The sequence below is a fragment of the Caulobacter sp. FV2ye17ST genome (genome assembly GCF_058680955.1).
This window is the reverse complement of the sequence record NZ_CM178727.1, coordinates 3847062-3859570: the sequence shown is the minus strand read 5'-3', so window position 1 is coordinate 3859570 and position 12509 is coordinate 3847062. Positions and strand designations below refer to the sequence as shown.

General features: G+C 68.8%; 17 protein-coding genes. 9 read left to right on the top strand and 8 right to left on the bottom strand.

Features of this window, described 5'->3' with window-relative positions:
- Nucleotides 1–40: 40 nt before the first annotated feature.
- Nucleotides 41–1441 (bottom strand): ActS/PrrB/RegB family redox-sensitive histidine kinase, encoded by a 1401-nt coding sequence (locus tag ACW17V_RS18540; RefSeq protein ID WP_492106514.1) that lies wholly within the window; start codon nucleotides 1439–1441, stop codon nucleotides 41–43.
- Between the two features lie 55 nt (nucleotides 1442–1496).
- Between ACW17V_RS18540 and ACW17V_RS18535 the strand changes: the two genes are divergently transcribed.
- The 3 genes from ACW17V_RS18535 (at nucleotide 1497) to ACW17V_RS18525 (ending at nucleotide 4215) form a co-directional block, all read left to right on the top strand.
- Nucleotides 1497–2093: an SCO family protein gene (locus tag ACW17V_RS18535; protein ID WP_492106513.1), complete on the top strand. Its 597-nt coding sequence runs from the start codon at nucleotides 1497–1499 to the stop codon at nucleotides 2091–2093.
- An 80-nt stretch (nucleotides 2094–2173) separates the two neighbouring features.
- Nucleotides 2174–3436, top strand: coding sequence for a polyhydroxyalkanoate depolymerase (locus tag ACW17V_RS18530; protein ID WP_492106512.1), 1263 nt, complete (start codon nucleotides 2174–2176; stop codon nucleotides 3434–3436).
- A 56-nt stretch (nucleotides 3437–3492) separates the two neighbouring features.
- Entirely contained in the window at nucleotides 3493–4215 is a 723-nt protein-coding gene (locus ACW17V_RS18525; RefSeq protein ID WP_492106511.1) for a M48 family metallopeptidase, read from the top strand.
- Between the two features lie 59 nt (nucleotides 4216–4274).
- Here the strand turns inward: ACW17V_RS18525 and ACW17V_RS18520 are convergent, their stop codons facing one another.
- Nucleotides 4275–4514 (bottom strand): helix-turn-helix domain-containing protein, encoded by a 240-nt coding sequence (locus tag ACW17V_RS18520; RefSeq protein WP_492106510.1) that lies wholly within the window; start codon nucleotides 4512–4514, stop codon nucleotides 4275–4277.
- A complete protein-coding gene (locus tag ACW17V_RS18515) occupies nucleotides 4514–5014 on the bottom strand; it encodes a DUF2975 domain-containing protein (protein ID WP_492106509.1) in 501 nt (166 codons plus the stop codon). Before ACW17V_RS18515 ends, ACW17V_RS18520 begins: the two co-directional genes overlap by 1 nt.
- Before the next feature lie 95 nt (nucleotides 5015–5109).
- On the opposite strand from ACW17V_RS18515, the gene ACW17V_RS18510 reads away from it, so the two are divergent.
- Nucleotides 5110–6048, top strand: coding sequence for an ABC transporter ATP-binding protein (locus ACW17V_RS18510; protein ID WP_492106508.1), 939 nt, complete (start codon nucleotides 5110–5112; stop codon nucleotides 6046–6048).
- Nucleotides 6048–6773: an ABC transporter permease gene (locus ACW17V_RS18505; protein WP_492106507.1), complete on the top strand. Its 726-nt coding sequence runs from the start codon at nucleotides 6048–6050 to the stop codon at nucleotides 6771–6773. The genes ACW17V_RS18510 and ACW17V_RS18505 overlap by 1 nt, the downstream gene beginning before the upstream one ends.
- 74 nt (nucleotides 6774–6847) lie before the next feature.
- On the opposite strand, the gene ACW17V_RS18500 is transcribed toward ACW17V_RS18505, so the two are convergent.
- The 5 genes from ACW17V_RS18500 to rdgB are packed head-to-tail and all read right to left on the bottom strand — an operon-like array spanning nucleotide 6848 to nucleotide 10720.
- Nucleotides 6848–7663: a SirB1 family protein gene (locus tag ACW17V_RS18500; RefSeq protein ID WP_492106506.1), complete on the bottom strand. Its 816-nt coding sequence runs from the start codon at nucleotides 7661–7663 to the stop codon at nucleotides 6848–6850.
- The gene (locus tag ACW17V_RS18495) at nucleotides 7660–8037 is read right to left on the bottom strand and encodes a YraN family protein (RefSeq protein WP_492106505.1); all 378 of its coding nucleotides are present in this window, start codon (nucleotides 8035–8037) and stop codon (nucleotides 7660–7662) included. The genes ACW17V_RS18500 and ACW17V_RS18495 overlap by 4 nt, the downstream gene beginning before the upstream one ends.
- Nucleotides 8034–8921: a 16S rRNA (cytidine(1402)-2'-O)-methyltransferase gene (gene rsmI / locus ACW17V_RS18490; protein WP_492106504.1), complete on the bottom strand. Its 888-nt coding sequence runs from the start codon at nucleotides 8919–8921 to the stop codon at nucleotides 8034–8036. The genes ACW17V_RS18495 and rsmI overlap by 4 nt, the downstream gene beginning before the upstream one ends.
- A 55-nt stretch (nucleotides 8922–8976) precedes the next feature.
- Nucleotides 8977–10125 carry a radical SAM family heme chaperone HemW gene (hemW, locus tag ACW17V_RS18485; RefSeq protein ID WP_492106503.1) on the bottom strand — a complete coding sequence of 383 codons (1149 nt, stop codon included), beginning with the start codon at nucleotides 10123–10125 and terminating at the stop codon, nucleotides 8977–8979.
- Nucleotides 10118–10720, bottom strand: coding sequence for an RdgB/HAM1 family non-canonical purine NTP pyrophosphatase (gene rdgB / locus ACW17V_RS18480; protein ID WP_492106502.1), 603 nt, complete (start codon nucleotides 10718–10720; stop codon nucleotides 10118–10120). Before rdgB ends, hemW begins: the two co-directional genes overlap by 8 nt.
- 25 nt (nucleotides 10721–10745) lie before the next feature.
- Here rdgB and ACW17V_RS18475 point away from each other — a divergent pair, with 25 nt between their 5' ends.
- The 4 genes from ACW17V_RS18475 (at nucleotide 10746) to ACW17V_RS18460 (ending at nucleotide 12445) form a co-directional block, all read left to right on the top strand.
- A complete protein-coding gene (locus ACW17V_RS18475) occupies nucleotides 10746–11339 on the top strand; it encodes a glutathione S-transferase family protein (protein ID WP_492106501.1) in 594 nt (197 codons plus the stop codon).
- A gap of 140 nt (nucleotides 11340–11479) precedes the next feature.
- Nucleotides 11480–11596, top strand: a complete 117-nt coding sequence (locus tag ACW17V_RS18470) for a hypothetical protein (RefSeq protein WP_492106500.1) — start codon at nucleotides 11480–11482, stop codon at nucleotides 11594–11596.
- A 71-nt stretch (nucleotides 11597–11667) separates the two neighbouring features.
- Entirely contained in the window at nucleotides 11668–12201 is a 534-nt protein-coding gene (locus tag ACW17V_RS18465; protein WP_492106499.1) for a DUF2975 domain-containing protein, read from the top strand.
- Between the two features lie 19 nt (nucleotides 12202–12220).
- Entirely contained in the window at nucleotides 12221–12445 is a 225-nt protein-coding gene (locus ACW17V_RS18460; protein ID WP_492106498.1) for a helix-turn-helix domain-containing protein, read from the top strand.
- The last annotated feature ends 64 nt before the right edge of the window (nucleotides 12446–12509 follow it).

The window sequence follows — 12509 nt, the reverse complement described above, 5'->3', positions numbered from 1 at the left end:
TGTGCTCACAAAACATCATGTCGCCCTTCCCGCCCACGCATCAAGCCCCTGTATAGCCAGGGGCTTCAAGCGCCGACCGGGGCCAGCGCGCCGAGACCACCGCCCCGCCGCGCCGTCCATTACGGAAATCCACCGTCGCCCCAGTTCGTTCCAGCAGGGTCTTGGCGATGAAGAAGCCCAGGCCCATGCCGATATGGCCCGTGCGCGAGCCCTCGGCCCCCGGACGGGTGGTGACATAGGGCTCGCCCAGCTTTGCCAGCACCTCGGCGGAAAAGCCGGGACCGTCGTCGCGCACCTCGATCACCACCGAGCGCTGGTCGAAGCGGGCGATGACCAGCACCTCGGCGCGGGCGAAATCGACGGCGTTCTCGACGATCGAGGTCATGGCGTGGATCACCTCGGGCCGCCGCCAGATGTCGGGCGCGGTGTCCCCCGAGGGGCCGTTGACCACGGCCTCGACGCGCACGCCGTGCACCAGGTGCGGCTCGATCACGTCCTGGACCAGCTGGACCAGGCTCATGCGCTCATGCACGGCGTCCTTGGCCTCGGGCATCTCGGTCAGGCGCTGCAGGATCTCGCGGCAGCGGGCCGCCTGGCCGATCATCAGTTCGGCGTCCTCGCGGGTCTGGTCGTCGGGCGCGTTGCGGGCCATTTCGCGGGCGACCACGGAAATGGTGGCCAGGGGCGTGCCCAGCTCGTGGGCGGCGGCGGCGGCCAGGGCGCCCAGGGCCGACAGCCTCTGTTCGCGGGCCAGCACCGTTTCGGTGACGTTGAGAGCCAGCTCCATCCGGGCCGACTCGCTGGCCGCCTGCCAGGCATAGGCGCCGGTGATGACGATGCCCAGGACGCGCGCCACCACCACTGAAGCCAGCGCCACGCCCTGCACCGGCGCTATCGGCGGCGCGCCGGCGAGGATGGGCATGGGCAGGTGAAAGAAGGCCAGCAGCACGGTCGCGCCGATGGCCAGCAGGCCAAGACCCATCGCGAAGCGGGCTGGCAGGGTTGCGGCGGCCAGAGTCACCGGTGCGATGATCAGGATGGAGAACGGATTGACCACGCCGCCCGTCAGATACAGCAGGCCGGCCAGCTGCAGGATGTCGAAGGCGATCTGGGCGGTGGCCTCGCCCTCGCGCGCCAGCCTCTGGCCGCTCGAGGCCAGGCCCAGCAGCACGTTCAGCCAGGCCGACAGGGCGATCAGCGAGAAGCACAGCGCCCACGGCACCTGCAGCTTGAGCACCAGGCCGACAAGCAGCAGCGCGCCGGTCTGGCCGGCCACCGCCAGCCAGCGCTGGGCCAGCAGGGAACGAACCCGCAGACGTCCGCGACGCAGTCCGGGCGCCGCCCAGGACCAGCCATCATCTTGCGCCGGGTCTTCACCCGGCTTATCGAACCCCTTCGGACGCTGGTCGTCGGGCGCTCTTGCGAACGAAACGTCAGCCATGTCGCAGGATATGTCCAGATTTTCGCGTCTGGCGAGAGCCAAAGGAAAAATGCACATGCCCCGTCATCGCATCATTCTGATTCTGGCCTGTGTCATCGCCGCGATTTTCGCCACGGGGCTGGCGTTCCGGGCCGGCGTGTTCAAGTCGGCAAGCGCCCCTGCGGCGGTGGGCGGGCCGTTCCAGCTGGTCGACCAGAACGGCGTCCCGACCACCGAAAAGGCCCTGAAGGGCAAGTGGAGCGCGGTGTTCTTCGGCTTCACCTACTGCCCAGACGTCTGCCCCGGCACCCTGCAGGGCCTGGCCGCGGCCACCGATATCCTGGGCCCCAAAAAGGCTGAAGACCTGCGGATCGTCTTCGTCTCGGTCGATCCGGGCCGCGACGACGTGAAGCAGATGAAGGCCTATCTGTCGGCCGACTACGTGCCCAAATCGACCCTGGGCCTGACCGGAACGCCGCAGCAGGTGGCGGCGGCGGCCAAGGCCTACCGCGTCTATTACGCCAAGGTCGGCGAGGGGCCCGGCTACACGATCGATCACTCGACGGCGATCTACCTGATGGACCCCAAGGGCCGGTTCCGGACCGTGATCCCCTATAACCTGCCGCCGGAAGACATCGCCCGCCGCATCAGCGACGCCATGCGCGAGGGCTGAATCCCCGGCGCGCACGCATCTTCGTTGGACTTTCTTAGGTTTCGATATGCTATGCTGCGGCGCAACATATCGGATGCGCCATGCTCTACGCCCTTCATGAAGCGGCCTATTACGCCTCCTCCCCCCTGCGCGAAGCGGCCCGCGTCGCACGCGATTTCTGGGGCTCGCCGCTAAACCCCGCCGCCAACACCGATTTCGGCCGCCGCATCCACGCCGGCGCCGATCTGTTCACCAATGTCACGCGCCGCTACGGCAAGCCGGCATGGAATATCGACACCATCAAGGTCGGCCAGGTCGACGTGCGGGTGCGTCCCACCGTGGTCTGGGAAAGCCCCTGGGCCCGCCTGATCCAGTTCGACCGCGACATGGCCGACATGCGTCGGGCCGGCAAGTTCAGCCTCGACCCCGCCGTGCTGATCGTCGCCCCGCTCTCGGGTCACTACGCCACCCTGCTGCGCGGCACGGTCGAGGCCTTCCTGCCTGATCACGCGGTGTTCATCGTCGACTGGGTCAACGCCCGCGAAGTCTCGATGCTGGAAGGCCGCTTCGACTTCCACGACTATATCGACCACATCATCCAGATGCTGGCCGTGCTGGGCCCGCGCCCCAATGTCGTGGCCGTCTGCCAGCCCGGCCCGCCCGTCCTGGCCGCCGCCGCCCTGATGGCCGAGGAGAACCACCCCTCGCGTCCGGCCAGCATGACCTTCATGGGCTCGCCCATCGATGCGCGCCTGTCGCCGACCGTGACCAACAACCTGGCCGAGGAAAAGCCCTTCGCCTGGTTCCAGTCCAACATGATCTATACGGTGCCGCCGCCCTATGTGGGCGTGGGCCGGCGCGTCTATCCGGGCTTCGTTCAGCTGGCCAGCTTCATGAGCATGAACAAGCAGAAGCACCAGGAAGCCCATCAGCGCTATTTCCAGGACCTGGTGAAGGGCGATGGCGACAGCGCCGACAAGCACCTGGAATTCTACGATGAATATCTGTCGGTCCTCGACCTGACCGAGGAATTCTACCTGCAGACCATCGACATCGTCTTCCAGCAGCACCTGCTGCCCAAGGGCGAGCTGACACACCGCGGCCGGCTTGTCCGTCCCGACCTGATCACCGACATCGGCCTGATGACGGTGGAGGGCGAGAACGACGACATCTCTGGCATCGGCCAGACCCAGGCCGCCCACGGCCTGACGCCGAACCTGCCCGACGCGATGAAGACCGACTATGTCCAGCCCGGCGTCGGCCACTATGGCGTGTTCAACGGCCGCCGGTTCCGCGAGGAGATCTATCCCCGCGTCCGGTCGTTCATCCGCAAGAGCGACCCCAACTTCCCCGACGAGATCTAGCCCGTCGTCCCGGCGCCGGCCTTGCGCCGGCGCGGCCCAGACGCGATGTAGGGGTCATGGGTCTGTTCACCGCTGCTCAGCGCTTCTCCGACGGCGACCGGCTGGACGTGGCCGGCTTCCCCGTGCGGCTCAAGGTCGACGGCCGCGCGCGGCGCGTGTCGCTGCGGGTCGACAGGGCCCGGTCCGAAGTGGTCGCCCTGGCGCCCAGCCCGCGCCGCCTCTCCGAAGCCGTCGCCTTCGCCCATGAAAAGTCCGCCTGGATCGCCGGCCAGCTGGCGGCCCTGCCCGGACGGATCAGCGTCGCGCCGGGCGGGACCCTGCGCCTCTACGATCAGGCCTATCGGCTTGAGGTGGGGCCCGGCCGGGCTCGCAAGGACGGCGACCGCCTGGTCGCCCCCGATGACGCCAACTGGGGCCTGAAGATCCTTCGCCTGGCCAAGCGCGACGCCCTGTCGGTGCTGACCGAGCGCACCGCCGTCCACGCCGCCGCCCTGAACCGGCCCATGCCCAGCGTCGCGGTCGCCGATCCCAAGGCCCGCTGGGGCTCGTGCCGTCCCGCCCGTCCTGGAACCCCGGCGGCGATCCGCTACAGCTGGCGCCTGATCCTGGCCCCGGCGGCGGTGGCCGACTATGTCGTGGCCCACGAGTGCGCCCACCTGATCGAGGCCAATCACGGCCCGAAGTTCTGGGCCCTGTGCGAGCGGCTGGTGGGCGATCCGTCACCCCACCGGGCTTGGCTGCGGGCCCATGCGGCGGAGCTGCACGCGATCTCGGCCTAGGGTGGGCTGGCGTCGCGGTAGGGCGCAGGGACGACGTCGAAGGCGTAGACCTCGATCGCCTATTCCGGTTCGTCAGGCGCCGTGACGTCAGCGGGATCGAAGTTGTAGTCCAGCAGGTCGCCCGGCCGGCAATCCAGCGCCGCGCACAGACGCGCCAGGGTGCGGAAGCGGATGCCCTTCACCTTGCCCGAGCGAAACAGCGACAGTTGGGTCTCGCTGAGACCGACCTCCGCCGCCAGGTCACGCGCCTTGAGGCCTTTCTTCACGATCAGGGCGTCGAGGGTTACGCGGACTGGCATCAGATCATCTCGTCGAGTTCTGCCTGGACAAGGAGGGCTTGGTCCATGATCCGACCCAGCAGGAAGAGCGCGCCACCGATCATACCCAGCGTCATGCCTGCCACATCGAAGTTCAGATAGCCGCCCCGGGTCTGGCCGACCAGCCGCATCAGATTGGTGATGAGAAAGACGCTGCTCACCCCGCCGACACCCAGGGCCAGGCCCACCCGGCGCAAGGCTAAGGGCAGGGCCGCCTGAATCAGTCGGCCCTTGGCCAGGTCACCCATGGCCCGGCCGATCGACCAGACCCCGAACAGGTAACAAACGGCCGGCAGGTTGGCGATCGTGACGCCCAGGATCTGGGCGGGGGGCGGCGAGCTCTTGTGGAACAGAAAGAGCAGTAGCGGGGCGATCCACGCCATCAGCGCCAGCAGAAGGCTCACACTGACCACCATGAACACCGCCAACCAGCGGAACTGGCCGCACATGCGACGGAAGCTTTTGATGTCGTTCTGGCCCATTTCAGCCCCTCCGATCCTGTCCTATCTTTAATCTTGACTTAAAGATGCACGCTTCGCAACTTTATATGTGACTTAAACGAAAAGGCGCCGCGAGCATGTCCGCCGCTATCGAGACCCAGGGCCTGACCCGCCGCTTTGGCTGCCGCCTGGCCGTCGATGCGGTGAGTATGACTGTCCCTGATCAGGCCGTTTACGGCTTCCTGGGCCGTAACGGCGCGGGCAAGACCACAACCTTGAAGATGATGCTGGGCCTGATCCGGCCCAGCGACGGCCTGGCGCGGGTGTGCGGGATCGACGTAGGCCGCGATCGCATCGGCGCGGCGCGCAAGGTCGGGGCGCTGCTGGAAGCGCACGGTTTCTACGTCAACCTGACGGGGCGCGAGAACCTGTCACTGACCGCTACCCTGCTGGACGTCCCGGCCCGTGAAATAGACCGGGTGCTGGAGGTCGTTGAGATGCGCACCGACGGTGGGCGGCGGGTGTCGGACTATTCACTTGGCATGCGCCAGCGCCTGGGCCTGGCCCGCGCCATGCTGGGCGCGCCGCCGGTGCTGATCCTGGACGAGCCGACCAACGGCCTGGATCCCGATGGCATAGCCGACATGCGACGCTTCCTGAAAAGCCTGCCGGCGCGCACGGGGGCGACCGTGCTGCTGTCCAGCCACCTGCTCGGCGAGATCGAGCAGACCGCCACCCATATTGGCGTCGTCAATGAGGGGCGGCTTGTGCTGGAAGGCGAGCTATCGCGGCTGAAGGCCGATCTCCCGCCCGAAATCGCATTACGCACCAGCGACAACACCCAGGCCGGCGAGCTGCTGCGGGCGCGTGGCCTGGTTCCGACGTGCGCCAGCGACGGCCTGACCGTCTCCGCGCCGCCTGGCCAGAACGCCGACGAGGCCGCGGCTGGTCTTGCCAAGGTCCTGATCGAAGCGGGCCTGTCGGTGTTTGCCATCGGTCCGCGCGATCGATCTCTGGAGGACATCTATCGTCAGGTCGCCAAGCCCGCCGTCCAGACCCAGCCGGAGATCGCCTGATGCTCGCCCTCCTGTCCGTCGAGGCCCGAAAGCTCAACCGCTCCCTGGCCATCGTACTGGCCATGGCCGCGCCGGGGCTGATCGCCTTCTTCATTTTCTTCAACATGTTGCGGGGAAGCGCGCCCCGCCCTTGGGAACTGTGGGCCCAGATGTCGATCGCGATCTGGGCGTACTTCATGCTGCCGATGAGCGTCACCGCCCTGACCGCCCTGGTGGCGCATATGGAACACGGTCCACGCGCCTGGGATCACCTGCGGGCCCTGCCGGTGGCGCGATGGAAGATCTACGCCGCCAAGGCGCTGTGCGTGCTGGCCATCGTCGCGGCGATGAGCGTGCTGAACCTGCTGCTGACCATCTGCGCGGTGAGGGGCGTGGTCGCGATCAAGCCGGCGCTGTCCCCGACCGGGGCCCTGGACTTGGCCGCCCGGACTCTGGTGGTTGGCAAGGTGGTGCTGGCCTCGATCCTCATGATCGCCATCCAGCTATGGACCGCCCTGCGCTTCGCCAGCTTTGTACCGGCCTTGACCATCGGCATCGGTGGGACCTTCTTCTCGGTGGTCGCCACCTCGGCCAAGCAGGGCGTGTTTTTTCCCTGGCAGATGCCGGTCAATATGCTGGCCAGGGAAGGCTGGCGCGCGGACATGGCCCTGGCTCTCGGTGGCGGTCTAGGCGCTCTGGTCGCGATCCTGGCGATCATCCACCTGGCTCGCCGAGAGGTGTTGTAGCGTCCGCTTCCCACCCTCAGCGGTGCTCAGTATCGTCGGCTTCCGGGCGACAAGTGACCCTGAGCGCCCGCCGCCTAGTTCAGCCGCAACCGCACCCGCTCGCGCGCCGCCCGGGCCGCGATCGCGGCGCCGCCGTCCAGAATCTGGGCCCGGGTCAGGGCCTGGAGAGCGCCCGCCAGCGCGCCCTGACCCTCGCGGGCGGCCGCTACGTCCAGCCAGGGTCGGTGATCAGCGGGATTGAGCAGGGCCCGCCGCAGGGCAGAGCGCTCGGCGCGGGGCCAGTCGCGGGCCTGCTGGGCGCGGGCGAAGATGTTGTTCTGCAGGCGGATCAGCACGGCGCGATCCGGGATCGGGGCCATCAGCCGTTCCAGCTTGGCGGCCACGTCGGGCATCAGGCCGGTGCGCAGGGCGCGGCGCGACAGCTCCGACGGCAGCACCACCCGGCCCTCGCCGAACGGATCGATGGCCAGCGGCCCCTCGTCGGTCTCGATGCGCAGCAGGAAGTGGCCGGGGAAGTCGACGCCGTGCAGGGCGACGCCGGCCATCCGCGCGGCGTGCAGGTAGAAGACGCCGAGGGCCACGGGCAGGCCCTTGCGGCGCTGGGCGATGGCGATGACGTCGGCATTGTCGGGGTGGTCATAGGCGATCAGGTCGCCGGTCAGGCGCAGGTCGCCGGCCAGGGCCTCGGCGACGGCCTCCTCGGGCGACTCGGTCCGGATGCGGTCGGCCAGGCGCTCGCCGGCCAGCTGGGCCAGGGCGATCGCCGGCGCGGTGTCGCGGTCGGGATCGTCGTGAACGGCGCAGGCCAGGGCCGCCTCGAACAGCGGGAAGCCCTCGTCGGGGCCTTCTCCGGCGCGGATCAGGATCGCCTCGGCCTCTTCGCGGGTCATTGCCCTTCCATCCAGGCGTCGCGCAGGTGACGTGGCCAGCGGCCGGGCGCCAAGGCGATAAGGTCCAGGCGGAGGGTTGTGTTCCGCAGGGCGTTGCGATGCTGCACGATATGGGCGGCGGCGCGCCTCAGGCGAGCGCGCTGGTCGAAGCTCACGGCGTCCAGGGCGTCGTCCAGGCTGGCGCGCTGCTTGACCTCCACGACGACCAGCAGATTGCCCCGTTGGGCCAGCAGGTCGATCTCGCCCAGCGGGGTGGGCAGGCGAAAGCCCAGGATGCGATAGCCCTTCAGCATCAGCCAGGCGGCGGCCAGCACCTCGGCGCGTCGGCCAGACAGGCGCGCCCGGGCGCCCCTGATCTGGCGGGCGCCGGTCATCCCAGCTCTTCCTCGGCGGCGGCGTCCTTCATCGCCAGGGCCTGGCGGTAGAGGTCGCGGCGCGGCAGGCCCAGGGCCTTGGCCACCTCCGAGGCGGCTTCGCCGAGGGGGAGGCGGGCCATGGCCTCGCGCAGGGCGCTTTCGGCGTCGCCGGCCTGCACGGGCGCTTCCGAGCCGGGGCCGACCAGGATCACGATCTCGCCCTTGGGGCTTTCAAAGCGCGGGTCGGCGGCCAGCACATCCAGCGTGCCGCGCGTGCAGGTCTCGTAGAGCTTGGTCAGCTCGCGGGCCACGGCCGCGTCGCGCGGGCCAAACACGGCGGCCATGTCGGCCAGGCTGTCGGCGACCCGCGAGGCGCCTTCATAGAAGATCAGGGTGGCCCGCACGGGGGCCAGTTCCTCGAAGAAGGTCTTGCGGGCGGCGCTCTTGGGCGGGGGAAAGCCGGCGAACAGGAAGCGGTCGGTGGGCAGGCCGCCCAGGGTCAGGGCCGCCAGGGCCGCCGAGGCGCCGGGGATGGGAAAAACCTGATGGCCGGCGGCGATGGCTTCCCGGGCCAGCCGGAAGCCGGGATCGGAGACCATCGGAGTGCCAGCGTCCGAGACCATCGCCACGCGCTCGCCGGCCGCCAGACGCTCCAGGATCTTCGGCGTCACCCGGTCGGCGACATGTTCGTCATAGCGCTCCAGCCGCTTGGAGATCTGATAGGCGGCCAGCAGTTTCCCCGAGACGCGGGTGTCCTCGGCCAGCAGCACGTCGCAGGCGTTCAGCACGTCCAGCGCCCGCAGGGTGATGTCGCGCAGATTGCCGATCGGCGTCGCCACCAGATAGAGGCCCGGCGCCAGGGGCGCGTCGGACAGGGCGGGCGGGTCGGGGTGGCGGCTCACGCGGAAATCCTCGCCGCGTCGGGGGAGACGCGCTGTGTTACGAAACCCAGTCCTATCAGGTCGCGAGCGCGCCTGTCAGCCGGTCCAGCACCAGACGGCCCGACCGGGTGGCGCGCAGGCGAAGCGGATCGTCGGCCAGCAGGCCAAGTTCGACGTGATGGCGGACCTTGGCCGCGTCAGCCGACAGGCCCAGCACGGCCACCTCGTCAAAGGCCACGCCCTGGTCGATGCGCAGGCCCAGCAGCAAGCGCTCCTCTGCGGCTTCGACGGGGGTGAGGGCCTCGCGCTCGAAACCGACGCCGGTGTCGCGCACGGCGGCGATGTAGTCGGCGATCTTGCGGTGGGCGGTGGTCGCCACGCGGCCCTCGGGCAGGTTCAGGCGGCCATGTGCCCCGGGGCCGACCCCCACATAGTCGTGGCCGCGCCAGTAGACGAGATTGTGCCGCGAGCGCGCCGCCTCGCCCCGGGCGTGGTTGGAGACCTCATAGGCGTCGAAGCCATGGGCCTCCAGCACCTGCTGCGTGGTCTCGAACAGGTCGTGGGCCCGGTCTTCGTCCGGCACGACCAGCTGGCCCCTTCCCACCGCGCGGTCAAAGGCGGTGCCGGCCTCGATGGTCAGCTGGTAGGGCGAGACATGCTCGGGACCCATGGCCAGCACGTCTTCCAGCTCTGCGCGCCAGTCGTCCACGGTCTGGCCGGGGCGGGCATAGATCAGGTCGACCGACAGGCGCGGGAAGGTGGCGGCGGCCACGGCGATGGCCCGCCGCGCGGCGCCGGCGTCGTGATTGCGGCCCAGCAGGGCCAGGGCCTCGTCATGCAGCGACTGGACGCCCAGCGACAGGCGCGCGACGCCGGCCTCGGCGAGGGCCGGGAAGCGGCCGGCCTCGGCGTCGGTGGGATTGGCTTCCAGGCTGATTTCCAGATCCTCGACGGGCGACCACAGGCGCCGGGCCGTCTGGATCACCCGCGCCACCTGGGCCGGGTCCATCAGCGAGGGCGTGCCGCCGCCGAAGAAGATCGACAGCAGCCGTCGCGGCCCGGTCAGGGCGCGCTGGGCGATCAGGTCGGCGACGATGGCGTCGGCCAGCTGCGCCTGCTCGGCGGTCCGCCCCCGGTCGCGCACGACGTTGAAGTCGCAATAGGGGCAGATGCGCGCGCAATAGGGCCAGTGGATGTAGACGCCCAGCGCCGGAAGATCAGTCAAACAGCGCCGCCTTCAGCTTCTCGAACGCCCGGGCGCGGTGGCTCATGGCGTCCTTGGCGGCCGGCTCCATCTCGCCGAAGGTCGTGTCGAAACCGTTGGGGACGAAGATCGGGTCGTAGCCGAAGCCCCGGGTCCCGCGCGGCGGGAAGGCCAGGGTTCCGTGGACCTCACCCTGCACCACCACGGACGGACCGCCCGGCCAGGCCACGGCCAGGGCGGAAGTGAACCAGGCGCCGCGATCGTCGGAGCCGGTTTCCTCCAGGCGTTCCTCGACCTTGGCCATGGCCTGGGCGAAGTCCTTGCCGGGGCCGGCCCAGCGGGCCGAATAGACGCCGGGCGAGCCGCCGAGCGCGGCGACCGACAGGCCGGAGTCGTCGGCGATGGCGATCATCCCGGTCAGGTCGGCGGCGTGGCGGGCCTTCAGCAGGGCGTTGCCGACGAAGGTGGTCTCGGTTTCCTCGGGCTCGGGCAGGCCCAGGGTTCCGGCGGCGACGAGTTCGAAGCGGCCATCCAGCAGGGCGGCGATCTCCGGCACCTTGCCGGGATTGTGCGTGGCCACTACGAGTTTAAGCCCAGGCTCCAGTCTCAACGCCATGTCGGCCTCCTTGCGGGAAATCACTATGCGGCTCCTTTACTCCGCCTTGTCGCCGTTTGCGCGCAAGGTTCGCATCGTGGCCCACGAAAACGGCTTCACCGACGCCATCACGCTGGAGACCGTCGCGCCGTTCACCGACGAGAGCCTGCGCGCGACCAATCCGCTCAGCCAGGTGCCGACCCTGATCCTGGACGACGGCGAGATCCTCTTCGACTCCGCGGTGATTTGCGACCATCTCGACGCCGAGGGCGGCGCGGGTCTGATCCCGGCCGGGGGTGTCGAGCGTCGCCGCGCCCTGACCCTGCAGGCCCTGGCCGACGGCATGGGCTCGGCCGCCATCGCCCTGGTCCGCGAGCGCATGCGGCCGGCCGATGATCAGCGTCCCGAGCTGATCAAGCGCCAGCTGAAGGCCATTGTCGCAGGTCTGGACCTGCTGGACGCCGAAGGCTTCAGCGCTGAGCAATGGACGATCGCGCAGATCGCCGTCGCCGCCCAGCTGGCCTATTTCGACGCCCGCCAGGTGATCGACTGGCGCGCTGGTCGACCCGCCCTGGCCGCCTGGTTCGAGGCCGCCAACCGGCGCGAGGCGATGGTTGTGACTTCCGTGCAACTGGCCTGATGCCCATCGACCATCATTGCTAAAGTTTAATATCGTTTATCGATATTCAGCATTGTTGCAGACCAAATCGGGGCCTATCTGTTGAGCGTGGACGTCGCCGAGCCCGGCTGGCGTCCGGCCACCTCATGGATCCGCCCAAAATGCCCGCCGCCCGACTGTTCCGCATCGCCGACAAGGTCCTGATGACCCTGATCACCGCCGCCCTGATCGTGGGCGTTCCGGTCTCGGCGATCACCTTCGTGGCGCAGTCGCTCTAGGGGTTCTTGAGGCCCGCCGCGACGCGGGGCAGACATGAGACTGCCCTGGGGAGGGCGAGGGAAAACAGCCAATGCGCGCCTTGGGGCCCGGCTCGGTATCGAGCTTTCTGAAGATCATCCTCGACGTCATCTATGTCGGCCTGTGGATCTTCGTCAGCCTGCTGTCGCTGTTCACCCTGGTGGCGCTGCTCTTCAGCTTCAATCCGGAACTGCTGGCCCAGATCCTGCCGATCAGCGACGCGGTCGAGGCCGTCAGCCGCGATGGTCCGCTGTTCGCCGGCGCCCTGGCCGCCTGGGCCCTGATGCTGGGCGGCTGGATGGTGATCGTCGAGCGGCTGCGCCGGATCTTCGCCACCCTGACCGCCGGCGACCCTTTCCACCCCGACAATGTCCTGCGCCTGCGGGTGGTGGGTTTGATCCTGGCCAGCCTTGAGGTCGGTCGCTACGTCTTTTCCGGTCTGGCCCGCTGGCTGGCCCCCAAGACCAAGGTGATCGACGACAGCTTCACCCTGACCGCCTGGTTTTCCGTGCTGGTCGTCTTTGTTTTGGCCGAGGTTTTCCGCGAGGGCGCCCGCCTTCGTCGCGAAGCCGAGCTCACCATCTGATCCGCGGAGATTTCACCCCATGCCCGTCCGCGTGAACCTCGACCGCGTGCTGCTCGACCGCCGTATGTCGCTGACCGAACTGTCCGACCGCGTCGGCGTCACCATCGCCAACCTGTCGATCCTGAAGACCGGCAAGGCCCGCGCCGTGCGGTTCTCGACCCTGGACGCCCTGTGTCGCGAGCTGTCCTGCCAGCCGGGCGACCTGCTGACCTTCGAATCCGGCCCGCCCGACAGCGAAGACTGAACCTTAGGCCCAAAACGCCGCTCTCCCCGGCTTTCGCCGGGGAGAGCGGATTCAAGATGGGTCA

What these genes read in the sequence shown, in the direction of transcription:
- ACW17V_RS18540 (WP_492106514.1), bottom strand. Translation starts at nt 1,441, where the DNA reads ATGGCTGACGTTTCGTTCGCAAGAGCGCCCGACGACCAGCGTCCGAAG.
- ACW17V_RS18535 (WP_492106513.1), top strand. Translation starts at nt 1,497, where the DNA reads ATGCCCCGTCATCGCATCATTCTGATTCTGGCCTGTGTCATCGCCGCG.
- ACW17V_RS18530 (WP_492106512.1), top strand. Translation starts at nt 2,174, where the DNA reads ATGCTCTACGCCCTTCATGAAGCGGCCTATTACGCCTCCTCCCCCCTG.
- ACW17V_RS18525 (WP_492106511.1), top strand. Translation starts at nt 3,493, where the DNA reads ATGGGTCTGTTCACCGCTGCTCAGCGCTTCTCCGACGGCGACCGGCTG.
- ACW17V_RS18520 (WP_492106510.1), bottom strand. Translation starts at nt 4,514, where the DNA reads ATGCCAGTCCGCGTAACCCTCGACGCCCTGATCGTGAAGAAAGGCCTC.
- ACW17V_RS18515 (WP_492106509.1), bottom strand. Translation starts at nt 5,014, where the DNA reads ATGGGCCAGAACGACATCAAAAGCTTCCGTCGCATGTGCGGCCAGTTC.
- ACW17V_RS18510 (WP_492106508.1), top strand. Translation starts at nt 5,110, where the DNA reads ATGTCCGCCGCTATCGAGACCCAGGGCCTGACCCGCCGCTTTGGCTGC.
- ACW17V_RS18505 (WP_492106507.1), top strand. Translation starts at nt 6,048, where the DNA reads ATGCTCGCCCTCCTGTCCGTCGAGGCCCGAAAGCTCAACCGCTCCCTG.
- ACW17V_RS18500 (WP_492106506.1), bottom strand. Translation starts at nt 7,663, where the DNA reads ATGACCCGCGAAGAGGCCGAGGCGATCCTGATCCGCGCCGGAGAAGGC.
- ACW17V_RS18495 (WP_492106505.1), bottom strand. Translation starts at nt 8,037, where the DNA reads ATGACCGGCGCCCGCCAGATCAGGGGCGCCCGGGCGCGCCTGTCTGGC.
- rdgB (WP_492106502.1), bottom strand. Translation starts at nt 10,720, where the DNA reads ATGGCGTTGAGACTGGAGCCTGGGCTTAAACTCGTAGTGGCCACGCAC.
- ACW17V_RS18475 (WP_492106501.1), top strand. Translation starts at nt 10,746, where the DNA reads ATGCGGCTCCTTTACTCCGCCTTGTCGCCGTTTGCGCGCAAGGTTCGC.
- ACW17V_RS18470 (WP_492106500.1), top strand. Translation starts at nt 11,480, where the DNA reads ATGCCCGCCGCCCGACTGTTCCGCATCGCCGACAAGGTCCTGATGACC.
- ACW17V_RS18465 (WP_492106499.1), top strand. Translation starts at nt 11,668, where the DNA reads ATGCGCGCCTTGGGGCCCGGCTCGGTATCGAGCTTTCTGAAGATCATC.
- ACW17V_RS18460 (WP_492106498.1), top strand. Translation starts at nt 12,221, where the DNA reads ATGCCCGTCCGCGTGAACCTCGACCGCGTGCTGCTCGACCGCCGTATG.